20 protein-coding genes and 4 pseudogenes are annotated in these 26,783 nt (G+C 46.8%); 14 read left to right on the plus strand and 10 right to left on the minus strand.

What is annotated here, in order from left to right:
• Positions 1 to 202 precede the first annotated feature (202 nt).
• Complete coding sequence (locus H6F98_RS24535; protein WP_313929939.1) at positions 203 to 1,696, plus strand: ATP-binding protein; 1,494 nt, start codon at positions 203 to 205, stop codon at positions 1,694 to 1,696.
• A complete protein-coding gene (locus H6F98_RS24540) occupies positions 1,668 to 2,336 on the plus strand; it encodes a response regulator transcription factor (RefSeq protein WP_192221343.1) in 669 nt (222 codons plus the stop codon). Before H6F98_RS24535 ends, H6F98_RS24540 begins: the two co-directional genes overlap by 29 nt.
• 64 nt (positions 2,337 to 2,400) lie before the next feature.
• On the opposite strand, the gene H6F98_RS24545 is transcribed toward H6F98_RS24540, so the two are convergent.
• From H6F98_RS24545 to trpS, 3 genes are all read right to left on the minus strand, one after another.
• The gene (locus H6F98_RS24545; protein ID WP_192221344.1) at positions 2,401 to 4,005 is read right to left on the minus strand and encodes a mucoidy inhibitor MuiA family protein; all 1,605 of its coding nucleotides are present in this window, start codon (positions 4,003 to 4,005) and stop codon (positions 2,401 to 2,403) included.
• 80 nt (positions 4,006 to 4,085) lie between these two features.
• A complete protein-coding gene (locus H6F98_RS24550; RefSeq protein ID WP_192221345.1) occupies positions 4,086 to 5,063 on the minus strand; it encodes a methylenetetrahydrofolate reductase in 978 nt (325 codons plus the stop codon).
• A gap of 82 nt (positions 5,064 to 5,145) precedes the next feature.
• Positions 5,146 to 6,156 carry a tryptophan--tRNA ligase gene (trpS, locus tag H6F98_RS24555; protein WP_192221346.1) on the minus strand — a complete coding sequence of 337 codons (1,011 nt, stop codon included), beginning with the start codon at positions 6,154 to 6,156 and terminating at the stop codon, positions 5,146 to 5,148.
• A 286-nt stretch (positions 6,157 to 6,442) separates the two neighbouring features.
• Here trpS and psb28 point away from each other — a divergent pair, with 286 nt between their 5' ends.
• Positions 6,443 to 6,778, plus strand: a complete 336-nt coding sequence (gene psb28, locus H6F98_RS24560) for a photosystem II reaction center protein Psb28 (protein WP_192221347.1) — start codon at positions 6,443 to 6,445, stop codon at positions 6,776 to 6,778.
• 84 nt (positions 6,779 to 6,862) lie between these two features.
• Positions 6,863 to 7,369 carry a molybdenum cofactor biosynthesis protein B gene (locus H6F98_RS24565; RefSeq protein WP_192221348.1) on the plus strand — a complete coding sequence of 169 codons (507 nt, stop codon included), beginning with the start codon at positions 6,863 to 6,865 and terminating at the stop codon, positions 7,367 to 7,369.
• A gap of 116 nt (positions 7,370 to 7,485) precedes the next feature.
• On the opposite strand, the gene ctpB is transcribed toward H6F98_RS24565, so the two are convergent.
• Complete coding sequence (gene ctpB / locus H6F98_RS24570; RefSeq protein WP_192221349.1) at positions 7,486 to 8,802, minus strand: carboxyl-terminal processing protease CtpB; 1,317 nt, start codon at positions 8,800 to 8,802, stop codon at positions 7,486 to 7,488.
• Positions 8,803 to 9,083: 281 nt separating this feature from the next.
• Here ctpB and H6F98_RS24575 point away from each other — a divergent pair, with 281 nt between their 5' ends.
• Positions 9,084 to 9,791 carry a YdcF family protein gene (locus H6F98_RS24575; RefSeq protein ID WP_192221350.1) on the plus strand — a complete coding sequence of 236 codons (708 nt, stop codon included), beginning with the start codon at positions 9,084 to 9,086 and terminating at the stop codon, positions 9,789 to 9,791.
• Positions 9,792 to 9,950: 159 nt separating this feature from the next.
• Here H6F98_RS24575 and H6F98_RS24580 read toward each other — a convergent pair whose 3' ends face one another.
• The 3 genes from H6F98_RS24580 to H6F98_RS24590 form a co-directional block, all read right to left on the minus strand.
• The gene (locus H6F98_RS24580; RefSeq protein ID WP_192221351.1) at positions 9,951 to 12,431 is read right to left on the minus strand and encodes a PAS domain S-box protein; all 2,481 of its coding nucleotides are present in this window, start codon (positions 12,429 to 12,431) and stop codon (positions 9,951 to 9,953) included.
• A 173-nt stretch (positions 12,432 to 12,604) separates the two neighbouring features.
• Positions 12,605 to 13,462 carry a DUF1206 domain-containing protein gene (locus H6F98_RS24585; RefSeq protein WP_192221352.1) on the minus strand — a complete coding sequence of 286 codons (858 nt, stop codon included), beginning with the start codon at positions 13,460 to 13,462 and terminating at the stop codon, positions 12,605 to 12,607.
• Positions 13,463 to 13,623: 161 nt separating this feature from the next.
• Positions 13,624 to 16,050, minus strand: coding sequence for a DHH family phosphoesterase (locus H6F98_RS24590; RefSeq protein WP_192221353.1), 2,427 nt, complete (start codon positions 16,048 to 16,050; stop codon positions 13,624 to 13,626).
• Between the two features lie 219 nt (positions 16,051 to 16,269).
• On the opposite strand from H6F98_RS24590, the pseudogene H6F98_RS24595 reads away from it, so the two are divergent.
• Positions 16,270 to 16,575: pseudogene (locus H6F98_RS24595) on the plus strand (Uma2 family endonuclease); the annotation flags it as partial.
• Between the two features lie 108 nt (positions 16,576 to 16,683).
• Here H6F98_RS24595 and H6F98_RS33710 read toward each other — a convergent pair.
• Positions 16,684 to 17,196 (minus strand): annotated as a pseudogene (locus H6F98_RS33710) (IS701 family transposase); the annotation flags it as partial.
• Between the two features lie 5 nt (positions 17,197 to 17,201).
• Here H6F98_RS33710 and H6F98_RS33715 point away from each other — a divergent pair.
• The 7 genes and pseudogenes from H6F98_RS33715 (at position 17,202) to H6F98_RS34520 (ending at position 24,831) form a co-directional block, all read left to right on the plus strand.
• The gene (locus H6F98_RS33715) at positions 17,202 to 17,381 is read left to right on the plus strand and encodes a transposase family protein (RefSeq protein ID WP_313929950.1); all 180 of its coding nucleotides are present in this window, start codon (positions 17,202 to 17,204) and stop codon (positions 17,379 to 17,381) included.
• 73 nt (positions 17,382 to 17,454) lie between these two features.
• Positions 17,455 to 17,670: pseudogene (locus tag H6F98_RS33720) on the plus strand (IS4 family transposase); the annotation flags it as partial.
• A gap of 356 nt (positions 17,671 to 18,026) precedes the next feature.
• On the plus strand, positions 18,027 to 18,704 hold the full coding sequence (locus tag H6F98_RS24610; RefSeq protein WP_192221355.1) for a response regulator transcription factor: 678 nt from the start codon (positions 18,027 to 18,029) through the stop codon (positions 18,702 to 18,704).
• 285 nt (positions 18,705 to 18,989) lie between these two features.
• Complete coding sequence (locus H6F98_RS24615) at positions 18,990 to 19,901, plus strand: ABC transporter substrate-binding protein (RefSeq protein ID WP_192221356.1); 912 nt, start codon at positions 18,990 to 18,992, stop codon at positions 19,899 to 19,901.
• A gap of 13 nt (positions 19,902 to 19,914) precedes the next feature.
• A complete protein-coding gene (locus tag H6F98_RS24620; protein WP_192221357.1) occupies positions 19,915 to 22,488 on the plus strand; it encodes a PAS domain S-box protein in 2,574 nt (857 codons plus the stop codon).
• 174 nt (positions 22,489 to 22,662) lie between these two features.
• A pseudogene (locus H6F98_RS34670) lies at positions 22,663 to 23,115 on the plus strand (GAF domain-containing protein); the annotation flags it as partial.
• A gap of 6 nt (positions 23,116 to 23,121) precedes the next feature.
• A complete protein-coding gene (locus tag H6F98_RS34520; RefSeq protein WP_396813566.1) occupies positions 23,122 to 24,831 on the plus strand; it encodes an ATP-binding protein in 1,710 nt (569 codons plus the stop codon).
• Between the two features lie 39 nt (positions 24,832 to 24,870).
• Here the strand turns inward: H6F98_RS34520 and H6F98_RS24630 are convergent, their stop codons facing one another.
• Positions 24,871 to 25,437 carry a pentapeptide repeat-containing protein gene (locus H6F98_RS24630; RefSeq protein WP_192221359.1) on the minus strand — a complete coding sequence of 189 codons (567 nt, stop codon included), beginning with the start codon at positions 25,435 to 25,437 and terminating at the stop codon, positions 24,871 to 24,873.
• Between the two features lie 152 nt (positions 25,438 to 25,589).
• Here H6F98_RS24630 and H6F98_RS33135 point away from each other — a divergent pair, with 152 nt between their 5' ends.
• Positions 25,590 to 25,832 carry a hypothetical protein gene (locus tag H6F98_RS33135; protein WP_206759676.1) on the plus strand — a complete coding sequence of 81 codons (243 nt, stop codon included), beginning with the start codon at positions 25,590 to 25,592 and terminating at the stop codon, positions 25,830 to 25,832.
• A 429-nt stretch (positions 25,833 to 26,261) separates the two neighbouring features.
• Here the strand turns inward: H6F98_RS33135 and H6F98_RS24635 are convergent, their stop codons facing one another.
• Positions 26,262 to 26,651, minus strand: coding sequence for a hypothetical protein (locus tag H6F98_RS24635; RefSeq protein WP_192221360.1), 390 nt, complete (start codon positions 26,649 to 26,651; stop codon positions 26,262 to 26,264).
• Positions 26,652 to 26,783: the final 132 nt, after the last annotated feature.

Consider the following 26,783-nt stretch of genomic DNA (forward strand, 5'->3'; position numbering starts at 1 on the left):
TATCTCAATCCATTCATATTTGGCGGTAGATTCGCTTAAGCAGTTTTAATGACAGAGGATTTATATCTCGAATGAAGAACATCTAAAATTTTAATGAGTACACAGCTTAATTATCTTAATATACCCTAGGCTCTGTTAGTGTAATTAATTCTGTTCAAGTACTTAATCGCTTGATGTTGAATTTTTTTTTGCTCTACTAGACGTGACTAACACAAATCAAAATCTGGGATGGCGCATGTTGTTCTTCGGAGTCAGAACACGTATCTTGCTCTGGTACGTCGTGCTGATGATGTTCTGTCTAGTAATCTCAATCTTGAGTATTCGTCAAGTCCTCTTAGTTCGCCTAGAAAAGCGCTTTGAAAAATCTCTTGTTCAGGAGGAAAAAGAATTTATCCGATTGGTCAAAGGTCGAAATCCATATACAGGTCAACCCTTCGGCAATGAAGTTGCTACTATGTTTGATGTCTTTTTATCTCGCAACTTTACAGAGGAAGACGAATTTTTAATTACGCTATTAAATGGCAAATTCTACAAATCCAAATCCAATTATACAGTCCTTCCAGACTCTCTAAACTCTAATTCGGATCTAGTAAAACTCTGGGGACAGCTAACCGAGCGTCAGCAAGGTGAAAAAGTAACTTCAGATGGTACTATTGTCTATCTGGCTCAGCCGATAGTTAGGGGAAAAACTCATGGGGTGTTTGTGGTAGGCTTCACTACTGCCGATGAGTATCGCAAAATTGATGAGGTGATTTTCGTCACGATCCAGGTGACGATTCTTGTTATAGCTGTGGCTTCAGTGTTGGCTTGGGTAGTGGCTGGACGGGTGCTGTCTCCCCTACGCTTGCTGACTGAAACGGCTCACGCCATTACTGAGTCTGACCTGACTCGACGCATTCCCGTGCGAGGAAAAGACGAAATTGCTGAACTAACCATCACCTTTAACGAGATGCTAGACCGTCTCCAAGCGGCTTTCTCCAGTCAACAAGCAGCCTTCTCCAGTCAACGAGACTTCATCAATGATGCAGGTCATGAACTCCGGACTCCGATCACGATTATCCGAGGTCATTTAGAACTGCTGGGCGACGACCCCCAAGAACGGCGTGAAACGATAGAGTTAGTCACCGACGAGTTGGATCGCATGAGTCGCTTCGTCGATGACCTCTTACTACTGGCTAAGGCAGAGCAACCTAATTTTTTGTACCTGGAAACCTTGGAAATCGGCAATCTGACTGAGGAACTCTACGCTAAAGCCAGAGCCTTAGCCGAACGGGACTGGCATCTAGAGAACAATGGTACTGGACGCATTGTCGCTGATCGGCAACGGCTTACTCAGGCAATGATGAACTTAGCTCAAAATGCAACCCAGCACACGAAAACTGGAGATATGATCGCGCTTGGTTCAGCACTTGTTGGTGGCAACGCCCATTTCTGGGTGCGTGATACTGGGGAAGGTATTGCCTTTGCTGACCAACAGCGAATTTTCGAGCGTTTCGTACGCGCTACCAATAGCTGCCGTCGATCTGAAGGGGCTGGTTTGGGATTGGCGATCGTGCGTGCGATCGCTCAAGCGCACGGCGGTAGGGTAGAACTTCTCAGCCGACTGGGTAGTGGCTCAACTTTTACGATTGTGATTCCACTAGACCCACCCCAAGAGGTGTTGTTTCATGAACCGGATTCTGATCGCAGAAGATGAATCTCGCATCGTCAACTTTCTGGAGAAAGGTCTAAAAGCCAACGGATTTACTACCACAGTCGTCAAGAACGGTGATGAAGCGGTTCTCATCGCTAGTAGCGACAATTTTGACCTACTCATTCTCGACATCGGTCTTCCGGGCAAAGATGGGTGGAGGGTGCTGGAAGAATTACGAGGTCGGGGCGAATATCTGCCGATTATTATTCTCACGGCTCGCGATGATGTGAGGGACAAAGTAGCTGGCTTGGAGGGTGGGGCTGACGATTACGTTACAAAGCCGTTTCGTTTTGAAGAATTGCTGGCGCGGGTGCGCTTGCGGTTGCGCGACAGCCATTTACCCAGAGGCAAGGAGGAAATGCTCTTACGAGCAGGCAATATTATCCTTGACTTGCGTACCCGTCAAGTTCGAGTGAGCGATCGCCTGATAGAGCTATCCGCACGAGAATTTACCTTAGCAGAAGTCTTTCTTAGCAACCCTGGACAAGTGTTAAGTCGAGAGCAGCTACTCAATTACGTCTGGGGTTATGACTATGACCCTGGCTCCAATATTGTTGATGTCTATGTGGGTTACTTGCGTAAGAAGCTAGGCAGTAACTTGATTGAGACAGTTAGAGGCATCGGCTACCGACTGCGAATATGAGAAAACTCTCACGAAGGACTTAGTGTCTTCTCATGCAGGTTTTTAGTTAGTTTGTGAACCTGAACTAAATGTCCAAACCAACAACAGTTAGCTCAACGGGATGCTCAACTGTGAACTGATAGTATAGCTCTTGTTTAGATAAGGGAGGGAGAGTGAGTGACCATTCTAACCTCCCCATTTCACCTATCTGAATCTGGGGGTTGGTGCGAGTTAAACTTACCTTGATTTGCTCATTACGGCTGACTGGTAATTGTTCAATTAAGACAAGCTCAGCTGTCTGTTCGCGTAAGTTCGTAATGACCAAGCGATAGGCATACGTTGTGTGCTTTTGGTTGGCAATGAGTGTCTTATCTACTTGACGCTCTACTAAAACTCGATCAATTTTTAGTCCTTCGTCAATACCTAAGTTGAGCTTAAATTCCTGACCAGGAGCAATGTTTTCTAGAGAAGTTGTGCCGATAAACGTGTTACCACGGAAGATGTTTGCTTGTCCGGGTAGGAGGGTAACACCACTTAGGGGATTAGTAATCGTTGTCTGAAGGTAAGCTAAGCTATCCAGCTGAGGCATGGCGATATACTGGGCGCGGCAAGGATAATCTGCGTTGAAGATTGTGGTTTTGTGAGCAGTGTTGTCACTGGGAATACTGCCACTACTAACTTTTAAGGTGACGATGCCTCCTTGTTTGGATTCTGCGATTTGCTCTACAGCAGTGTGTAACTCTGAATCTCGTAGGGCTTCTGGTTCCGGTGTCATGCCGGGATAAGGCATAGTGATAGCGAGGCTTCGTGGGGGAAGGTTACCAGATTCAGTGATCGCATTTGCCCGTTGTCCTGCATGGCTTGGGGCTTGGACATCGATATACCAAGGATTTAACTTGGGTGGTAGGCTACCGAGTCCCGGCTTTGCGGTTGAAAGGGTAAAAGCCGTATCTAGCCAATCCTCGCCACTGCTTTGCTTGACTTCGGCAAGATAGCAGATGTTCATTTTTTCATCAGTGGCATTCAACCGTAGGTCATATAGTGGAACCCAACTGGCTTGACGCACAACGTAGGATACCTCTAGCTCAAATTCCTGAGTCGTTGAAGGTTCCAGGCTGATGATAATCCTGAAACTTTCCTGAGGACGAAGAGTTGAAAGCGACTGTAGCTGCTGACGAAGTGCCTGTAATTTTTGGTCAAGCTTCTGTTGCTCTTTCTCAGAAGTTGCGATCGCTTTTGAATACTGGTTGTATTGCTGACCGACAAAATCCAGTAACTCCCTGATTTCATTCAGGTTGAGCTGGTCAGGGCTTGGGAATCGACCCAAACGTTCTAGGTATTGAGAACTTAAGGTTTTAACAAAATTACGTTGCAGATTATAAAGTGTTAGTTGGTCTTGGCAAGCCCGTTTTTGCTCTTCAACTTGCTCAATTTCCTCACTTCGCTCAGCTATTTCTTGGGTAACTGCTTCCGTCGCATCAGTGCGTTCGGTGTGTACCCCCACGAGTCGCACCGCCACTGTGCCAAGACTCCTCACTCGTACCGACTCCCTCAGGAGTGTCACTGGTAGTTGGGTAATGACAAGTTCTTGTTCTTCACCAATTAGTTGCACAACACCCCGGCGCGTTACTAGCGCTTGGTCGTCGTATACCGTAACCTCAGAAATCCGGGTGTCTACCGTTTTGCTCATCACTTTTAAGTCCTTAGTTGTTTGTTAAAGAGTCAAGCAACTAATAACCAACAACCAATAACTGCATTTTGCATTCTTTGTTAAGGTTTCACTGGTACAATTCCAGCCAAATCTAGAATTTTTGGAATCAAATCTTCTCGCCTGACTGCCATCATGTGGACACCCTGACACAGTTGCCGCGCTAGCTGAACTTGCTCAGCTGCAATCTTCATTCCTTCTTGTAACGGGTCATCCGCTGCTGCTAGCCTGTCAATCGTGGTTTGCGGAATATCAACACCTGGAACGTACTTATTAATAAACTGAGCGTTCTTTGCAGACTTGAGCAGAAATATGCCTGCTAAGATTGGCTTATTGGTGCCAGATGCAATCTGATCCATAAATTTTTCCAGTCGTTCAAAATCACTAATCAACTGACTTTGGAAAAATTCTGCACCTGCCTCTAGTTTACGCTCAAATCGACTCTGCAACCCAGACCAACTTTTGAGTTGGGGGTCAACGGCTGCCCCTGGAAATAAGTCGGTGACACCATCGGTGAGGGGCTTGTCATTTGAGTCGAAGCCACCATTGAGTTTATTAATCAGTTGCAGTAAGCGGATAGATTCTAGGTCAAAGACACTTTTTGCCTCAGGATGGTCACCTGCCTTAACCGGGTCACCTGTGAGGGCAAGGACGTTACGGATACCCAAAGCATAGGCACCCATTAAGTCAGCTTGCAAGGCAAGACGGTTGCGATCGCGACACGCCATCTGGCAAATCGGCTCTATCCCATGTTGCAACAAGATAACTGACGCGGCTACAGAGCACATCCGCAAGACTGCCCGACTACCATCAGTAATATTGACGGCGTGAACTCGCCCCTTAAGGGTTTGCGCCATCTGAATCATGTGGGCTGGGTCGCCCCCTTTGGGTGGACAAACCTCAGCCGTGATTAAAAATTCACCGGACTGAACGGCTGTCCGAAATCGATTTTGAATTGGGGTAGTACCCTTAGAGTAAAACTGTAGGGGTTGGGACACTGTATCAGCTTTTAATCTTGAGTTTTGAATGGTATCGCTCATAAATTCATGTAAAGTTTGAGTTTTGAATTATGAGCGGAGCCTAGGCATCACTCACAACTCATCACTCGGTCAACTTTTAACTCTACAGCGGCATCGAGTAACCAAGGGCAGCTTTAACCTGATTAAGTGTTTCATTGGCGATCGCTTCTGCCGCCTCACGCCCATCTCGCAACACTGACTCAAGATAGCCTTTATCTGTCATCACCGCTTGATACTTCTCTTGTATTGGTTTGAGGGCTTCAATCATCGTCTCGGTTAGCAACGGCTTAAACTGCCCCCAACCCATATCCTGACCTTCCTCCGCGACGGCTTCTTTCGTCTTGCCCGAAAGAATCATATACAGACCTAGAAGATTATTACACTCTGGGCGTTCTGGGTCATCAAAGGTTAAACCCCTCTCCATGTCTGTCTTACAGCGCTTAATCTTTTTTTGAATGACATCGGGTGGGTCTAAAAGATTAATCCGACTTCCCTCGGCTGGGTCAGACTTCGACATCTTCTTGGTGCCATCCATCAAACTCATGACTCTTGCCCCTTCTTTACGAATCAAAGGGTCTGGCACCTTTAAAATTGGGGGTTTACCTTTGGCAAACTGGTAGTTAAAGCGATCGGCAATATCCCGCGTCAATTCCAAGTGTTGCTTTTGGTCTTCCCCAACTGGAACTTTATCGGCTTGGTAAAGCAAAATATCGGCTGCCATCAGCACCGGGTAGTCCAGTAAGCCTGTATTAACGTTTTCTCCTTGCCTAACCGCCTTTTCCTTGAACTGGATCATGTCTGTCAGCCAGTTGATGGGCGTAATGCAGTTGAACAACCAAGTTAGTTCACTATGGGCAGAGACATGGGATTGGACAAAGATCTTAGAGTACTCTAAATCAATCCCACACGCTAAATAGAGGGCGGCAATGGTGTAGGTGTCAGAGGCAAGTGTTGCGGGATTGTGGGGGGCTGTGATGGCGTGCAAATCAACCACACAGAAAAAATTTTCGTACTGACTTTGCCCTTCTACCCAGTTGCGAATTGCTCCTAAATAGTTGCCTAGATGAAGATTACCGGTTGGTTGAACTCCAGAAAACGCTCGCTGCTTACCCATCGATTTTGGTTGAATACTGGTGCAAGGACTAATTGATATACAATCTCAACGTCCTTAGTGTGTATCAGTTTTATCAATTGTGCCACTGCCTAAGCCGATTTAGCAGGATATTTCGCTTGGAAGTTGGTATCAGATACCCGACGCCAGGAAATTGGGCATTAGAAGTTCTGATTCCCCATTCCCGAAAACTCTATTCCCTCATGGGTAGAGTTTTTTTATCAGAGGTGATGTAGCAAGTGATGAGAAGATAGTGTGATAACCTCCTTAAGATTTAATAAGATTTCTCATGGCTGACATTCAATTTTCTAGAGGTATCACCGAAGACGTTATTCCTGACGTGCGCCTTACCCGCTCTCGCGACGGGAGTAGTGGCACTGCAACATTTTATTTTGACAACCCTAAAGCTCTCAATGGCAACAATACAGAAGACATTACTGGGATGTACATGATTGATGAGGAAGGTGAGATTATCACGCGGGAGGTTAAGGGTAAGTTTGTCAATGGTCAGCCTACTGCCTTAGAAGCGGTTGTTCTCTTGAAATCTTCTGAAGAATGGGATCGTTTCATGCGCTTTATGGAACGCTATGCCGAAGAGCATGATTTGGGATTTAGTAAATCATGAGGTGTTAGGTGTTGGTTGTTGGTTGTTAGTTATTGATTGCTGCCAACGGTTAATCTAATGACAACTGACAAAGGACAAAAAACGATGACTCACCAACCTCATCCTGATGCCACGAAAAGGGCAGTCAATTGTGCTGTCATTACTGTTAGTGATACGCGATCGCCCCAAACGGATCGGAGTGGAAAGCTTATTGAGCAACTACTCGTTGATGCAGGGCATCGGGTGGGGTTCTATACGATTCTCAAAGATGAACCCGCGCAAATTCGTTCCCATCTGAAAGCGATGGGAGAACGTTCAGATCTTGAGGCGTTAATCTTCAATGGTGGTACTGGCATTGCACCGCGAGATACCACCTATGACGCTTTGGAAAGCTTGCTAGAAAAGACTTTGCCAGGATTTGGTGAAGTCTTTCGCTTTCTTAGCTACCAAGAAATTGGCTCGCGAGCGATCGCTTCACGAGCCGTTGCTGGAGTTTATCAAAAAAAGCTCATTTTCTCCATTCCTGGCTCCACAGCAGCCGTCAAACTCGCCGTCCAACAGCTAATTTTGCCAGAACTCATTCATCTAGTTAGCCAATTGGTTGGGGATTAGTGATTGAGGGTTGGGAATTAGAAGATGCTAGAAGGAATGAGGAAACAGGAATTTACTGGAGAATTTCCTGTGTTTACTGTGTCCTCTCCCAATTCCCAATTCTCAATTCCCCACTTTTATCGGACACTAATTGGCTTAGCTGGTTGTCCAACACGTCGAGCCATAACATCAGTTTCCAAAACGGTGATTGCTCGCTTGTATTGTGGGTCTTCAGCGCTACCGATCAGACTGGGTTCAGTCTGGAGACGCTGCTGTTGTGTACTTGTTAAGTCGAGCGTGACATCGGGCATGATTCCCTTATGGTTGATATCAATACCACTAGGGGGGTAGTAACGAGAAATTGTTACTGCCAAGCCTGAACCATCGGATAAAGAATGGACAGACTGTACAACGGCTTTCCCAAAGGTTTTGCTTCCTACAACAACCCCACGTTTACTATCCTTGAGGGCACCTGCAAGAATCTCACTAGCGCTTGCCGAGTTCCCATCGACTAGAACTGCCATAGGCAACTGTGTCAGTGCAGAATTGTTTGCCTTAAATTCCTGTGTGCCACCTTTACGGTCTACAGTATGGACAATCTCACCACTCTCGATCCACATCCGGGCAATTTCTACACTCGCGTGCAGCAATCCTCCTGGATTACCCCGTAAATCTAGAACATAGGCATCAACGTTCTGCTCATTCAGATTAAGGATTGCCCGCTGCATCTGTTCTGAAGCATGGGAGCTAAATTCATTCAAGCTAATATAGCCAACCTTTATTTGACCTTCCTGCTTGACACTAGAGTGAACTGATGGCAACTCGATTTGAGCGCGAGTCAGTGTGACATCAAATACACCTTTCCCTTCCCTTGATAATTGCAGAGAAACGCTTGTCCCCACGTCACCTCGAATCATCGCTGACGCTTCTTCGATTTTCATCCCTTGTGTGGGTTGACCATCAATTGCCAGAATCTTGTCTCCGGCTTTGATATCGGCTTTAAATGCTGGGGAATTCTCAATTGGTTCGACGACCTTAAGTACTTTAGTTTGGTCATCAACTTCCATGCGAATGCCAACCCCAGAAAGCTCTCCAGCGGTTTGACTGGTCAGCGCTTGGAACTGTTCAGGGTCTAAAAAGCGGGTGTAGGGATCTGATAAAGGCTCTAAAGCTTTACGAATTGCCTCGTAGGCTTGCTCTTTTGAGGTGTAGTTTTTGCTGAGTAGTTGTTGTCGTGTAGCTTGCCAATCAACGTTGTTAAACGTGTTATCAACGTATTCCCGGTTCACAATCTGCCAAGCTTCATCAACTATGCTTTTAGGGCTGTCTTGAAGTGCGGCGAGGACAGTGCGACCACCATTTGGTACCAATAAAGACAAAGCCGCTGTTGTTGCGATCGCTCCCGTGAAGAGAACGCCTTTGAGCCAAGGAAAGTACTTTGGGTTTTGATTCATGGAGAGTGCGTTAGAGGGGGGGGTTGGCGTTAATAACCTAACAGTTATTGTCTTTTTCGGGCAGTTGAAGGGGTACCCTGTGCTTGGATTCTACACTCAGCTGATGCTTTGAAGTGATCGGACTGCTGCCCAGTCTAAAACCGGACTAGCAATACTATACTCACATTGAGCCGCTAAGCTCATAGAATTTTGTGCCAGTTTACTTAGTGTCCTTAGTAATACAGTCAATACCTTCTCCAAAACGGGTTTTTGAACAAGGTCTGAGTCGTGTGGTACGAGATATGAGAGATAAATTGATTCTACGCAACTGGGCTAGATTCAAAAACTGGTTTCGAGCCAAATTGCAATTGCGACTGCTTAGCTTAGGGCTATTGGGCTTCGGTGTCCTCCTTTGTAGTTGGCTACTCATTAACACACTAAGATTGCAAGCAGTGGCGACGGGTTCAGTAGACACATTTTTTGTCCTGGGGGGTAGTATTCGTCGGGAGATCTACGCAGCCGAGTTGACCAAACAGCATCCGGAAACCAGAGTTTTAGTGTCTCAAGGCTCGCTAGACCCCTGCATTTTGCTAATTTTTCAACGGGAACAAGCCCCTATCCGCCATGTATGGCTAGAAAAGTGTGCCAATTCTACCTTTGATAACTTCTACTTTAATATCCCTCTTCTAGATCGGTGGGGAGTTCGTAAACTTAAATTAATTACCTCCCCCTCTCACCTACCACGAGCGCAGTGGATGGCACAAATACTTTTAGGCGCTCATGGGATTTGGGTAGAGCTAGATGTTGTTGAGGAGCAGGGCATTCCTGGAAATCGAGAGCATTGGCTCAAAACAGGGTTGGACGTGACTCGCAGCGTGATTTGGGCTGTGTTGAGTCAGTTTATCCAGCCAAAATGCTCGAAGTTGATCCCATTGACAACGGTTGAACTTCAAACTTGGCGCAATACAGGTTTTAAGTGTGAGTATCAAGGTAAGCTCAAGCTTGATTAAAGTTGAATGTTACTGATACTGACTTAACCGAAAAGTAACCGTTCGTAGAAAAACCCGGCTTGGGGGCTTCCCCCCAAACCCCCCGCGCAAGAGTTGGTTGGTTCTGACTGAATTTCTCTATTCTGAACTTCTGAACTTCTGTATTCTTTGTTTAATTGCTTATCCGGTTCTTCCGCTAAGGTTAGCGACGACAGCAATCAACTCAGCTGGCTCAACTGGTTTAGGTAGGTGTGTTTGGAAGCCCGCCAGTAGAGCCTGCCTGCGATCTTCTGACCTAGCATACGCTGTCAGCGCTGCTGCTGGAATCCTTCCTCCTGTTTGCGATTCCCTTGCTCTCACCTGGCGGATCAGAGCGTAGCCATCCTCTCCAGGCATCCCGATATCACTGACTAGGACATCTGGCGTTGACTGTTCAATGAGCTTAAGCGCTTCTTCTACTGAAGCGGCGGCTGTCACGAATGCTCCGCGCTGCTCAAGTAGTGTAGTGAGCAACTCGCGTGCATCAACTTCATCATCGACAACGAGTACCTGTAAGCCATTAAGCTGAGGAGAACCGTTAAGTGGCACACCAGGTTCATCGGTTGGAGAAATTTTTGTTCGAGAGCTTGTCTGCTGACGAAGGGCTGTGAGTGGAAGTTTTACTTTGAATGTAGCTCCTTGCCCTTCTCCGAGACTATCGGCGTGAATTGTTCCCCCGTGTAATTCTACCAAGTGACGGACAATTGCTAAACCTAACCCAAGTCCGCCATGCGATCGCGTTGTTGCACTGTCAGCTTGACGGAAGCGCTCGAAGATATAGGGTAGGAATTCAGGACTGATCCCTTGACCCGTATCACTGACTGTAATCTCGGCATAGGAATCAATGCGTTCGAGTTGAACCGTGACGTGCCCGCCTTTGGGAGTAAACTTGATCGCATTCGACATTAGATTCCAGACGACTTGCTGCAAGCGCTCTGAATCGCCCACAACCAGTCCAGTTGTAGGGTCAAGCTCACAGTTGAGTTGAATCGCTTTAGCCTCTGCTGCTAAGCCTACTGAATCAATAGCCGCATTGATAACCGAGGTGAGTTCAACGGGTCGAATCTGAAGACGCAACTTGCCGGAAATGATGCGCGAGATATCCAGTAAATCTTCAATTAATTGGTTTTGCGATCGCGCATTACGCTCGATAATTTCAAGAGCGCGTGGCATGGTAGCTTCATTCAACTTCCCAGAGCGCAGCATTTGTACCCAGCCCAGCATCGCGTTGAGGGGAGTACGCAGTTCGTGAGACACAGTTGAAAGAAACTCATCCTTAACCCGGTTTGCCTCTTGTGCCTCGGCACGGGCAGCTTGCTCTCGGAGTAATAGCTGCTCACGTTCTTCCTCAGCCTGCTTACGCTGTGTGATGTCTTGAAAAACAATTACTGCACCTGTGATCAGATCATCTACAACTATGGGCGAAGCCGTATACGATACAGGGAAGACAAGACCATCTTTACAGGTAAATACATCTAGCTCATTCCTAATGGTCTTAGCTTGTTGCAACACAGACAACACTTGACAATCTTCTAGCTGTTCTTGGGCTGACTCAGCAGCATGATAAAGCTGTGAGTTCTCAATCGCCACTGAAGCCATCTGCGCCAGTTGTAGGATAATCGCCTCATCGCTTGCAGTAAACTCACCTTCGTACTTGTCCGAGAGTTGGATTAGACCAATGTTCTTACCATTACGCCCAGTAAGCGGGGCAACAAGCCAACCCCGCATCGGGGCATAAGAGCTTGCTTCTTTGTTGAACTCCCGCCATACAGGATGAGCCTCCAAGTCAGCTTGCGTCATGCGTATCGGTTGTTGCATTGGGCAGACTAAGGCGTAAATTCCAGAAATATCAAGTGTCTCCTTGTACTGCTGCTTTGCTGCATACTTATCCGAGAAAGAGACAGCATTAATCGTCTGTGTCCATTTTTCATCAATGCTTAGGCTCGTAATCGCTTGGTGGGTACCGATAATCTCACGCGCCTGTTCAGTGATAATCTGTAGCCTTTCATCAAGGGAGAGTACTGAGTTTATCGCCAGCGATGCCGAAGTCAACCCACCCAACTGAGCTGCGTGTACCTCCAACTCGTGTCGAGCTTCTTGTTCACGGGCTAGAAGGTGGTTTCGTTCTTCCTCGGCTTGCTTGCGCTCTGTCATGTCGCGCATAACCTTGGAAAAGCCTTTCAACGTTCCCGTTTCATCCCATAAAGCCGTTACGATACCGCTAGCCCAGAAACGAGTGCCATCCTTACGCACATGCCAGCGTTCGTCCTCAGCTCGACCTTCAGTTGTTGCTGTCTGAAGTTCCTTCTTGTTTTCACCGTTTGTGAGGTCTTCAGGCGTAAATATGCACGAGCTAGACTGACCAATGATCTCTGCTTCCTGATAGCCTAAAAAGCGTTCTGCTCCTGCATTCCAAGTGACAATGCGCCCGGAAGTATCAATCATGAAAATCGCATAGTCCCGCACATCCTCTACCAACAAGCGGAAGCGTTCTTCACTTTCTTGGAGTGCAACCTCTGCCTGCTTGTCTTGGGTTTGTGATGCTTCAAGGAAAGCGACTTGTTGGCGCAAAACTGCTAACTCAGCTAGCAATTGGTCTTTTGTCTTATCTTCATCCTTCATCTTGTGTGCTTTTCAAGCATAGGTAGTAATTTTACCCAGCTAGGAAATAAACAATTTGACTATTGCATTCGTCCAACCTTAGAAATAATATCCAAATCTCTTTTTTAGCTTCTACTACCCAAAAGCGTATTTTCGATAACATCTTATTGGACTTTAGAGCGACAAAGGAGAGACTAAAATTGGACAATCCGACGGTATCGCGCTAAAACTATTTCATAAATCCCGTAGGCAATCAAACCAACAGCGATGACACCGAGAAGAAATAAACCAAAGGGTTGTTGCGCGATCGCTTTTAGTGCGCCTCCTAATCCTTTTGCTTCTTCGGGATCGAACCGTAGCGCGGCTTGAATCAGGTAAATGCCAATTACTCCAAAAATCGAGCCACGGGCGGACATTCCAAATCGACCTAAGTGAGTTGCCCAAAACAATTCTATTTTGCTCATCTCAAGCACATCGAATTGGTCAAGAAATTCAGTTGTGTAAGCTCTGTAAAAGTAAGAAAAACCGACAACAATTACAGTTACCCCAATCAGTACCACAAGCCAGCGACCGAAAGGTTGAGAAAGTAACCGTGCTGTCCAGTCAACTGAAGAATTTCCCTTGCTGTTTTTAAATCCTATAATCATTTTGGCAGCAGCAAGAGCTAGACCCGCATAGCTCAAACCACTCAGAGCATAGCCTAGCCGTTGAAGCACTCGCTGAGTATCTGTTCCTTGAGCTGTGGGATCTACCATAGCTTGCACTAAACACCCAAGCACATACCCCACCAACCCAAAAGCAATTCCAAGTAGCAAAACTTTCCCAAACGGGTGGATCATAATGGCTTGCAGAGCACCCTCTGAGTCAGTCACTTGACCACCAAGTCCTACTGCTACTTCTGTCGCCAGTAGCCCGACAATGATATAAACCACTCCTTTGGCAGCATAACCAAATCGTGCGAATTGATCAATCCAAGGATTAGCAACCGCATTGGTGACTGTCTGCTTTGCCTGATCTTTAACGGCTTGGACAGAGGAATGGCTCTTTGGCATCACAAAAAATTAAGCTAATGTGTACTTTAATTACACTAAGACTTACACAGTAGCTTTACTAGTAGGGTGCGTCGTGACGCACCCTACTGCAACTTTGAAACAAGTGTAAGATTCAGGAAAATACAAAAGCTGATGGCTGATAGCTGAGTGCTAACTGCTAATCATTCACGATAGTTGGCTCTTGCTTGGGCTTGGATAGTGGATAGGGGAACTTGGTAGAAATATTCACGCAGAAATTGTTCTTCTTCAATGGCGGCTAAGAAGCTTTGAGTAGCTTGTTGAGTAGAAGAGTCAGTAGTCGATGAGTCTATGGGAGTCCAGCTAATCGTAATAGACCAATCAGAATGTTTAACCTGAAAGCCGAGTTCAGAAAGGGCATTGAGTCCCAAATGAAGTGTGCGATCGCTTAAATCAAGCTTGTCTTGCAATTGCGCGAGAGTAGCAGACTGACCTGTGCGACTGAGGAATTTCGCAATTCCCACCAACTGCTGCCAAATTTCACTAGGTGGCTGTTGACTAGGTGGTGGATATGCGATCGCTAGTGGCCGATCCGATGCGATCGCTCGTCGGAACCACACTTGCAACTCATCCCAGCTAGTTGGACACTCGCTGATCGTCAGGGGTTGAGAGGGTGTTAGCGAAGCGGGACGAACGTTCTCTGCTGCTTCCTCCATATCCCTCATGTCCCCTCGCCAATCTAAAATCCAATCGAGTTGAGTAGGGATGTTAAAGGAGGACGATTCAATGTTGGGTTGCAGGGCAATGATACGCACTTCCGGGCGTCTTTTGTAATTGTTATAGTCAAGTTCAACAAGAGCATTGCACTTGCCCTTTGGCACTTCGTCTTTATAGTGTCCCCACCAGATACCAGGAAAGCCGACACTAGCGGAATCGTCCAAAATTTCCAACTCAGTCTTGATATACTGCACCTTTCTTCCCTTCATATCCTGAGAGTTGCGATTCCAAACCGCTTCAAACCAACAGTTTTGAATAAGCAGTTTTGGAACAGGATTTCCCATTCCACAGGGTTCAAGCAGTTTGAGTTCTTGAAATAGTTCTTTTCCCAAATCTGCAACTTTAACTACGAGGTCAGCTTCAATTACAGGTGTCATCAAAGCACCTGACGTACCCAATTGTTGTCGCAGTTGTTGGTTTATTGCTTGGATAAACAAGGGAATATTTTCAACAGATAAGCTCAACCCAGCCGCAAAAGGATGACCACCAAAACGATGCAAAAGGTGTTCTTGGGACTTCACCAATTGGTAAAGGTCAATGTTGTTTACAGAACGCGCTGAACCTCTGGCAATTGGGGGTTGGGGATTGGGAATTGGAGATTGGGAAGAGACTCCAGAGGTTTCTTGCAAGTTTCCTTCTTGTCCAGGGTTCCCACCATCTGAACTCAACAAAATCGTAGGTCGTCCGTATTCCTGGGCAACTTGACCTGCTACTAAACCTAAAACACCAACGGGCCATTGAGAGTCTTCTAGGACAATTACACTAGTCGTTGAAAGGTCGAGTTGGTCAAGCTTGTGTTTAACTTGCTGCGTAACGTCTTTTTGCAAACCCTTACGGCGGATATTAGCTAATTCTGTTTCAATGGCTAATTGCTCAGTACGTTTTTCATCATCGCTGGTAAGTAATTCAACACAGAAGGTGGCATCACCTTGAATCCGGCTCACAGCATTGATTCTAGGCCCAAGACCGAAGGAAATATCTGTAGGGCGATCGCCATTTCGCTGACACAATTCCAATAGCCGCGCTACACCCGGACGGCGGCGAGTTTTTGGGAGTTGTTGTAGTTGTTTGATTCCTACTTGTGCTAGATATCGACAATCTCCACTCAACTGCACCAAGTCAGCAATTAAACCGATCGCAACTAAATCTAACAAGTTTTCTAAAGGCTGTTGCGGGACTTCGGGTAAGGTTTCATACAACGCTTCTACCAACTTGTAGGCAACGGCAACACCAGAAAGATGAAATAGTGGGTGGTCAGAGGAGAAATAGCGAGGATTGATAATTGCCTTAACTGGTGGACGCTCTAATGGCAAGGTGTGGTGGTCGGTAACAACAACATCAATCCCTAATGCTTGGGCATATTCAATTTCACTTATATTGGTGCTGCCTGTGTCGCAGGTGACAATTAACCGACAACCTTGCTTTTGCAAGGTATCAATTCCTTGACAATTAAGCCCGTGAGATTCGGTGAGGCGATTAGGAATGTAGTAGATTAGTTGCCATTCTTGAGGCAAAAATTGTCCTAGTCCTTCCCAAAGAACGGATGTTGAGGTGATGCCATCCGCATCAAAATCCCCCCAAATCGCCACCATTTCACCCGTTCTACAAGCTTGCTGCAAGCGCTCTACTGCCCAGTGCATTTCTTGCCCAAATTCAAAGGGACTGGCGGGTTGATAAAATTCTGGGTTCAAGAAACCTGGCAGTTGCTCAAGGTCGCGGATTCCCCTCTGCCACAACAATTGCGCGGCGTAATGACCATCAGAGGTAGGACTGTGGCGCTTTACCGCATCAACAAACTCCTGGGGGATTTGAGGGGGCGGCGAGACTTGCCATTGATGTTGTGGCTCAGGCATTTTGTTTTTCTAGGCTTGATAAGCTCTCTTCGTACTGCGTGATCGCACACTTTTAAAAACTACTCATACTGTGAGTATTCTAAAGATTTTCCTCGCTGAGCCGCTGAGTTTTCCTGCCAATGCTCTGGATGCATAGCATAAAATTAAGTTTAAAGCAAGTTCCTCCTGCGCTCTCTTTATGAGGAGGGGAACTCTAAAATCTTAAAAACAAAAATTGATATGACTCGCCTTCCTCCCCAATCTGACCCACCTCTTCCACCTCGGCAAACTTTGCCGACAATGTACGACTTGCCTAGCGACAACCCAGAGGAACCTGGCTTGCCTGACGAATTCCATTTCTTACAACCCCTACTGCTGTTTTTGACCTTTGTCCCTCCAAACTGGAACCCAGACATGGTGTTCAGCGCCTGTGACCTCAATCTCTACTACGATTTCAGACATTCAGGTTGGTATAAGCGCCCCAATTGGTTTGGTGTTGTGGGTGTCTCTCGGCTTTATGAAGAACGCGATATGCGTTTGAGCTATCCCTCTCCTAAGAAAACAGAATGGTTTCTTGTATGACTTAACGGATGCGATCGCGTCCGTGAACAGCTTCTGTCACTCTCCGAAATACGAAGTAACAAGAAAGCCAAATTATCCATCAGGAAAAAAAGGTTGGAATTGATTCATAGCATGAATTAACTCGTGAAAACCGAGCAATAAATTATGATTAGGGAAAAGGTCTAGCCAAGGAGAAAGGAGCCACAAGGCTAGAGTCGGTTGGATAATTAAACGCAGATTATTTAAAACATTTTTCTAACCCCTTTGAGGATTCCATTGTTGATGGTGAGAGAAATTAACAGTAGGATGTTGAATTTCAGTCTCAGTTGTATAAGATTGATCTAAAGACAAAAAAGCGGGCGAATTTAAACTAATCATTAAATAAACGCTAAAAATGATTTCCCACCACTTTTCAATGTTCTGGAAATCAGTAAAGCGATAATCCGTCCAACCTAATTCCTGCTTGTCTTGCCGAAAGGCATATTCAATCCAGGTTCTCAACCCATAACAATTGCCTAAACTCTTCTTGATGTTCCCCTGAAGATTTGTCATCACGAAAACCGTAGAATTTTCCGGCAGAGTTTCTGAGTCTAGGGTGATTTCCCAAACGGATTGGGAAGGAAAGTAGCTGTCCACGTTGTGGAACAAGAAGCCACAGATTACATCAAAATCATCGATACCTAGTAAAAGATTTACCTTGGGGAGAGACTTTCATATTTTTAGAAATTAACAGACGACAGTTTAAATGTAAAAAATGTGTCAAGCCATTTAGCAGAAATGTTGAATATTAAGAAAACCTCATAAAAGTTAGTCCGAAATTATGTTAAATCCTGGACTAAACATCAATTAATCTTATTAGCTCCTATGATATTTTCATTTTCTCGTCTTGTCAAAGAGCTGCTGGCTCCCCTATCTGAAAATGATTATCCTGTCCTAAATACCCGTTTGTTTGTCAAGTGTTGGCTGAGCTATGCTATGGACAAAAGCTTAACGAGTATGAGGGACTTATTTAAACGATTAAATAACACCGGATTTTCTGTAGATATCTCAAATTTTTCTAAGACTAATATCCACAGAAGCTAGAGGTCATGGAAATTTACCGCTGCCGTTGGGGAATCGAACTATTATGGAAGTTTTTGTTAGCGGAGCGGCGCGTTAGCGCTAGATGCAGTTGAAACTGGACAAACTAATTACCAAAAATGTCACAGGAGTATCTGTTTCCACTAACGGCTTTTGACCATACCCGTTACTGCGTCTCACCTTTTGTATGTATACGGAATCACAATTTAGCAGAGCTTTTTATAGAACGATATATTCTTAAGACTTACTGTCTCTAAAAGCTTCAATTGCTAAGTTTTTGAATTTTTAGGGATACATTTCCTGATTGTGCACAAAGGAATGTTCCTTTGATTTCAAAATATTCAACAGGTTAGACAATGCGGATTCTGTTAGTAGAAGACGACAGCCAATTGGCAGAATCTCTGACTGAAGCACTTGTAGTGCAGCGATACATCGTGGACTCTGTCAGAGATGGTGAGTCTGCCTGGAACAGAACACAAGTATTTGTCTACGACTTGATTTTGATGGACGTGACTCTACCAAAGCTAGATGGCATTCGTCTATGTGAGCGATTGCGCGATCGTGGTTGTTCTTCTCCTGTCTTAATGCTGACTGCCCGTGATACGAGTCTGGATAAGGTGATTGGTCTCGATGCAGGCGCAGATGCTTACATGGTGAAGCCGTTCAATTTACAGGAACTGCTGGCGCAGATTCGGGCATTGCTTCGTCGCGGACAATCTGGAACCTCTCCAATTTTAAGATGGGGCGATCTGTCGCTAGACCCGTGTAGCTATGAAGTGATGTATGGACGATCGCCGATTCGCCTCACGTCCAAGGAGTTCGCTCTGCTAGAGGCTTTACTCCGACATGGTAAGCGCGTTTTGAGCCGAGCCGCAATGATCGAACAGGTTTGGACATGGCAAGAATCTCCAGAAGAAGACACTATCAAGACCTACATTAAGAATTTACGGGCAAAGCTCAAAACGGCAGGTGCACCAAGAGACTTGATTGAAACGGTACACGGGATAGGATACCGCTTAAAAAGGCTGGATTAAGTTGAAGCTCTTGAATTAAAAGAACGTACAGGTTTATTCAGAACCACGGACTTTGCTGTCTACTCTGAATAAACTTTGTCAGTTTAAGGAAACCTTGACATTCTCCACGATTTCTCCACGAAAGCTTCCCTGAAATACACAGGCTAGCTATATAAGCTAATGCATAACTTTCGAGAAAGCGATTTCAAGCAGGAGAAGGTGAAGCGATAGAAAACAGTGAATCGCAGTTCTGTATCTTTTGATGCAATTTTAACCTTAATTCAACTTACTGTAAAGGTGAAATCGATGAAAATCCATAGACGGCATTTTCTTCAGTTAGGTGCAGGCACCGCGATCGCAATCGCGGCTCACGGCTGTACTCAACCTCAAAGCCAATCGACCAAAAGCACGACGGCTGCAACCAGTTCAGAAAAGCCCGGTAAAATTTCGATTGGTTTTTGGCCAGTTGCGTCTGCGCTGCCTTTATTTATTGCGGACAAGAAGGGGTATTTCAAGGATGCAGGATTAGACGTGGCGGTGGTGAAATTTGCCTCTGCTAACCAGGTTGCAGAGTCCTTGATTGCAGGACGACTTCAAGGCACCGGAAATGGGGTTGCCAGTGGTGCTCTGGGTTTGTCAGAAATTGCGTCGCCAGGATTATTCAAAATTATTGCAGCTAATCCCAGTAATGCTCAATACAAGCTCGAGCAACTGATTGTGGCAAAAAATAGTCCGATTCGCTCAAGTGCGGATTTGAAAGGCAAAAAACTTGCGTCAGGTCCAGGGGCACAAAATCTGGCGATTGCCCAGGCAGTTTTGGAAAAAGCGGGTGTTACTAATCCTCAGGTGCAGCAACTCGAAATTCGGCAGCATGTAGCAGCGATCGAATCTGGGCAAATTGATGCGGCTTACACCTTAGAACCAACAGGTACCGTTGGCGAAATGAAGGGAATTACCCGTGTTCTGGAATATGGGGTTGTCTCCAAATACATTTTAGGTGACCCAAAAGCGCCCTGGTTTGGAGGTTCGGCAGCACTCAGCAGCAAATTTATTCAGCAATACCCATCTACCACCAAAACCTATATAGAAGTCTATCGCCGCGCTATTCAAGATATACGCACCAACCCAGATGAGGTACGGCAATATCTGGTAGGCTACACCGCGGCGGAATATTTATACCAATCGCCAAATTACAGATTTATTGGGCTATACCCCTGAGCAAGTTAAGGCAATGGGGGCAGACGTTGTTTCAGTGCTCATCCATCCAGACGATTTAGCCCGCCTATTGGCTTACTTCGAGGAATTTCGTTCTGTGCCAGAGGGGGAAGTTCGCGGACTTGAGTACCGGAATCGCCATGTCAATGGTCAGTGGCGTTGGCTGTATTGTCAAGCTGTAGTGTTTAATCGCACGGTAGATGGCGTACCCCGTCAAATTTTGGGTGTCGCCATTGACATTACTGATCGAAAACTTGCAGAAAAGGCATTGCAGGAAAGTGAGGAGCGGGCACGTCTTGCCATCAAGGTCGGTCGGCTTGGGACTTGGCGCTACGACCCCAGCACAGACCTCGTTGAGTTGGACGAGCGGATGCGCGAGATCTGGGGCGAGCCGGATGATGCGGTAACGCTCCCCCTTGGGAGGGTGATGCAGCGCATCCACCCTGACGATCAGGCGCGTGTAGCGAACGCTGTCAACGCGGCACTCGCTCCTAGTTCATCAGGTACTTACGAAATTGATTACCGCATCGTGTGGTCTGACGGAACCGAGCAGTGGGTATTAGCCAACGGGCAGGCACAATTCGAGGGAGAGGGGGTAGCCCGACGACCCATTGGGTTCTTGGGAACCGCCCTCAACATCACCGATCGCAAACAAGCTGAAGAAGCTCTGCGACAACGAGAAGCAGAACTGCGTTTAATCACGAATGCGGTTCCTGTTTTAATTTCCTTTATCGATTCTGAGCAGCGATACCGCTTCAACAACCAGAAGTATGAAGAGTGGTTTGGGCATCTTCCCAGCGAATTTTATGGCAAACCGCTGAGGGATGTGTTGGGTGAAGCTGCCTATGCAACAATTCGTCCTTATGTGGAGCGAGTGCTGGCAGGAGAGCAAGTCACCTTTGAGAGCCAGATTCCTTATCAAGACGGTGCAACCCGTTATGTCGATGCCACTTACATTCCCCAATTTGACACTCATCGAGCAGTAGTTGGGTTTGTGGCGCTAGTCAGCGATATTAGCGATCGCAAACGTGCTTCTGCTGACCAGCAGAAGCTGATTACGCTGATTGACAACAGCCCTGACTTTATTGGGATTGCCTCAATGGACGGGCAAGGGCAGTATGTCAACCCGGCTGGACGTGCGATGGTCGGACTCGACAGCTTGAAACAGGTGCAACAAATTCAAGTCATCGACTGCTTCTTGCCGGAAGATCGAGCGTTTGTGCAGGAACACATTCTACCGACCGCACTGCGCGATGGAACTTGGCGCGGCGAATATCGATTCCGACATTTTCAAACCGGAGAAGCGATCGCCGTTGATTACAACCAGTTTGTCATTAAAGAGCGGCAGACTGGAGAATTAATTGGCTTTGCCACTGTTACCCGCGATATTCGCGCTCGTAAGCTTGCAGAAGCCGAACGCGAGCAATTGTTGGCGCGTGAACAAGCAGCACGCGAGCAAGCCGAAACCGCCAACCGCATCAAGGATGAGTTTCTGGCGGTGCTGTCCCATGAACTGCGATCGCCCCTGAATCCCATCTTGGGTTGGTCTAGGCTACTGCAAGACCGCAAGCTGGGTGAAAAGCGAACGACGTATGCATTGGAGACAATCGAGCGCAATGCGAAGATTCAGGTGCAACTCATTGATGACCTATTGGATGTTGCTCGAATTCTACGAGGCAAACTCAGCCTAAATGTTGCTCCTGTTAATCTGGCTGCAACCATTACAGCCGCATTGGAGACTGTGCGACTAGCAGCCCAGGCAAAGTCCATTCAAATTCAAACGGTACTGGAGCAAGATGTTGGGCTAGTTTTAGGTGATTCAGGTCGTTTGCAGCAGGTGATCTGGAATCTCCTGTCCAATGCCGTTAAGTTCACTCCCCAAGGGGGACGAGTAGAGCTGCGATTAGAGCAATCTTGTATTCACGCTCAAATTACGGTGAGCGACACGGGCAAAGGAATACATCCTGACTTTCTGCCTCATGTGTTTGAGTACTTCCGTCAAGCGGATAGTGCCACGACTCGACAATTTGGTGGATTGGGATTGGGGTTAGCGATTGTTCGCCAAATCGTTGAACTGCACGGAGGCACGGTTCAGGCAGTTAGTCCGGGCGTTGGTCAGGGAGCAACCTTTACTGTAAAATTTCCTCTGATGCCGCATCAATCAGCAATCTCTCAAGAGGTTAGAGAGCCGCAACCGCCTTCAGGATTGCAGGGCATTAAGGTGTTGGTGGTAGAAGACACGACCGACATGCGGGAATATATCACCTTTGTCTTGGAACAGTCAGGAGCCAATGTCGTTGCTGTAGCAACAGCCGCAGAAGCTCTCACGGCTTTAGATCAGTTTCAGCCAGAGGTATTGGTGAGTGATATTGGGATGCCTGAAGTGGATGGGTATATGCTGATGCGGCAAGTAAGAATGCGATCACCACAGCAGGGTGGGCAGACTCCAGCGATCGCCCTAACCGCTTATGCTGGGGAAATCAATCAGCAACAGGCGCTCGCGGCGGGGTTTCAACGGCACCTTGCCAAACCCGTCGAACCAGAGGCACTGGTGAAGGTCATTGCCGATCTGGCTCAACGAACTCAATAATGCTGTTCATCCTCGTCTCCAAATCCTGACCAATCCCTTCATATCACTTCCGATTAGGTAGTCATCGTTAAGTCTGAGGGGGTGAAGGGGAGAGGGAGAAAATTTAATAATGACTAACTATATAAACGGAAGTGCTATCACTCAAATCTCATGACCGACCTGATGGCTGAAGCAATGCCCACTGCTCCGATACCTGCAAACGAAGTTGAGCGCTTGGCGGCTCTATATCGGTATCACATTCTCGACACTCCTCCTGAAGCTGCCTTTGATCGCATTACCACGTTGGCAGCGCGACTATTTGATATACCGATCGCTCTCGTTTCGCTAGTGGACAAATCGCGAGCCTGGTTCAAGTCTTGCCACGGCTTCAATTTGAGTGAAGTTCCGCGAGATGCCACAATTTGCAGCTTTGCGCTTTTATATGAGCAGGTTTTAGTCGTTCCAGATACCCGACAAGATGAGCGGTTCGCATGTAATCCGTTTGTGCAAAGTGAACCGGGCGTTCGTTTCTATGCAGGCGCTCCTCTAGTCACCCACGATGGCTTTAATCTGGGTACCCTCTGTCTGCTAGACAGCAAGCCCCGTGATGCTTTGAGTGCAGAGCAGCAAACCATTCTGGCTGATTTAGCCGCGATGGTGGTGGACGAACTGGAACTACGCTATTCGGCTCATCGCATTACTCAAATCGATAAAGCACTGCTAGCCGTGACGCAGGGGGTTTCAGCCGCAACGGGTGAAGCATTCTTCTATTCCCTGGTACAACATTTTGCCAATGTTTTGGCAGTGGATTACGCCTACATTGGTCTGCTTGGCGATCGCGACTCAGAAGAACTGATTCAAACAATCGCGACCTGTGCCCAGGGTCAAATTGTAGACAACTTCGAGTACTTACTGCGAGATACCCCTTGTCAAGCGGTGCTGAAGCACCGAAAAATTTGTTGCTACCCGCAACGTGTGCAAGCTCTATTTCCCCACGCTCCCCTACTCGCTCCGTTGCAAATAGAAAGCTATATCGCGGTTCCGTTTTTTGACTCAACTGGCACACCATTAGGATTACTGGGTGTGATGGATCGCAAACCTTTAGAAAATGCCCAACTCACAGAAACTCTGCTTTCTCTCTTTTCCCTGCGAATTTCTGCTGAACTAGAGCGACAGTGGGCGGAGGAGAAACGCATTCAGATGCTAGCCCGCGAACAGGAAGCCCGCCAGCAAGCTGAGGCAGCAAACCGGATTAAGGATGAATTTTTGGCGGTACTCTCCCATGAGTTGCGATCACCCCTCAACCCGATTCTGGGTTGGTCTAAGCTACTTCGCAATGGCAAATTAAATGCTGCAAAAACGGCTCAGGCTTTAGAAATAATTGAGCGCAATGCCCAACTCCAGTCACAACTGATTGAGGATTTGTTGGATGTCTCTCGCATCTTGCAGGGTAAACTTAGCCTGAATATGGCTCCGGTGAATCTAGCCTCTACGATTAAAGCCGCATTAGAGACCGTGCGGTTAGCGGCAGAAGCGAAGTCCATTCAAATTCAGACTGTGTTTGACCAAACAATTGGCCAAGTATTGGGAGATACCGCTCGCCTCCAGCAAGTGGTTTGGAATTTACTTACCAACGCCGTTAAGTTCACTCCTGAGGGAGGACGAGTAGAAATCCTGTTGCAGCCGATTGGCTCACAAGCTCAAATTCAAGTGAGGGATACGGGGAAAGGCATTTCCCCTGATTTCCTACCGCATGTGTTTGAATACTTCCGTCAGGCGGATGCGACTACAACTCGAACGTTTGGCGGACTGGGATTAGGGTTGGCGATTGTACGGCATCTGGTAGAACTGCATGGTGGTACGGTTCAGGTAGACAGTCCAGGAGAAGGACAGGGAGCCATATTTACAGTCAAGCTGCCTCTCATTAAGGATAAAAGCGGCAGGCATAAAGCAGAAGGCAACTCCTCACCTCTGGCTCCTGAGTCTTCACCACTTACAGGGATACGGGTACTGGTCGTTGATGATGACACAGATAGCCGCGAGTTTATTGCCTTCGTTCTTGAACAGTTGGGGGCACAAGTCAACACTGTGACATCAGCAGGAGAAGCGATCGCTTCCCTGGAGCAATCGCAGCCAAATATTCTGTTGAGTGACATTGGTATGCCTAACATGGACGGCTATATGCTGATGCGCCAAATCCGGGCAATGCCACCAGAGCAAGGTGGGCAGATTTTAGCGATCGCTTTGACGGCTTATGCTGGGGAAATCGATCGGCAGCAGGCACTAGAAGCCGGATTTCAACACCATCTCGCCAAGCCACTTGAACCTAATGAGTTGGTCAAAGTGATTCTTAACTTGCTTTAAACTAGCCACCAGGAACAAGGATTTGTTGTTATCCCGTTACTATACCAAAAAGCGAAGGTTTTCTAATACGCCAACCCTCCTGTCAGCGCTAGTCATCTTACACAAAGTTCCCTTGAGGTTAGAACTCCGCAGGTAAACCCGTTTGAGGTTAGCCTTATATAAATTAGCGTTCTGCAAGGAAGCACCTAACAGCTTAGCTCCCTCCAAGTTAGACTGGCTCAAGGAAGCACCCACGAGGATGGAATCATTCAGGTTGGCATTTTGGAGGTTACATCCTGGACATTTTTTAGTTGCTAGCAATTGTTGAACCAAAGGCGTAGCTGTTGTGTCAGAGTTGGAGAAGATAGTCCGCCGACTGTGAGCATAGCTATAACCAGGAGAGCCTGTTGCATATTCTCCATCCAGGGTTATCGTCTCCATCTGAACAATAAGCCAGTGCTTTGACAGGTCAGTTAAACCATCTCTAGGAATTAAGAAACGAGCATCGTTAAAAGTATAAATGTCACCCGCTGCGTCATAAGGTCGCAAATCAAAGTGGCAGCGCTTATCTGGGTCGATGGCTAGCCAGTAATGTAGTTCAGAGGGTTCATCCTTGGGGTCAATCAACCAGATTTCTAGGTCAGGGTAGAGTTACTTAAGAAAAGCGATCGCTTTTGAGACAACGACTCCTTTGCCGACTCTGGGAGAGGCAGCAATAATAGTTGACTTGAGGACTTTCGCCATCTCCAGAGCGATATCGACTGGGGTGGGTGGTAGCTGTGGTAGCTGAGGACTTAGTTCTGTTGGTGTTTTCCCAGGCGATTCTCACCCTCCATACCTTGTACCGGAACTTCGACAGTACTAAGGCGCATACTTACCCACTGCCTTATAAACTCGCTCAATCGCGACTTCTAAGGGCATCTGCTTGGCTTCAACTAAATACCGTAAGACCGTGTGCCCGTCTGGATTTCCGGGTTCTAGATTTGTTGTCAGTTCCCTGCATGATTTCCTCCTACACTTAGGGGCATCAAGTGATGCCCCGAAAATCAGTGATTAGTCGTTAGTGAAAAGCTCTGTCTTTGTCTGCTTTCTCAACATGGGAGAGAGTGACTGCCTTGTAATACCAATTGGGTTTAACAATGGCACAATTGGTATCAGATATCCCTTTTTTTGGCAACCAATAAAACTTTCAGGACTTACGCACTAACATCATATATAGCACAGCTGTGCGCCCCTACAGATGCCGTTTTAAAGGCGAAGTGCGTAAGTCCTGACTTTGTAGAGACGTTCCGACGGAACGTCTCTACGACTAGAACTCACTCTCAATTGGCTGATTTTGAAGTGAGCGATCGCACCAACTCAAAGCTCAAATTTGCCAATGTCAAGCCCTGAACCAATCACTTGCCTCAGCTAAAAACTAGCTGTCTAACCGATTAACAATTAGGAATTCCCTACCACACTTCATCAATTGGTGGTGGTTCAATCCCTTGAAAACCGATGCCCCATTCATAGCGGGCAAGATCGGGTGGTGGTGGCGGTGACACCACAGGCACAGACTTGTTATCAGTCTCCTCAGAGGCATTCAATGCATGAATTGGGCTGGTAGAACGGACACTACTAACCCAGCTATTAGAACTTTTTTGGGGAACCGGGCTTGGAATGGTGCTTTCTTTATCCAGCATTTGACCAAGATGGTGTAGCCCTTCACACAATTTGTGTAAGTGAAAGCAACGGTAATTGGCGGCTTGCCAGTCTCCTGCTTCCAGTGCTTCAACATATCCCTTCTGTAAGGCTCTGATTAGCCGAAGCTGAGTTTCGATAATGGGGTAAGTGATTGCCATTTGTTTACTGTTGTTCAAGTTAAGTTGGGATATACCTTTAGTGCATTTCCGTAGTAAGGGCAATTCACCAGGTTTTGCTACTGAAAGAGTATGTAATAACCAATTAGCTCTCAGCGTTTAGTCCCAGGTAGA

This window comes from Microcoleus sp. FACHB-SPT15, assembly GCF_014849525.1.
Classification (GTDB): Bacteria; Cyanobacteriota; Cyanobacteriia; order Cyanobacteriales; family Coleofasciculaceae; genus Symplocastrum; species Symplocastrum torsivum.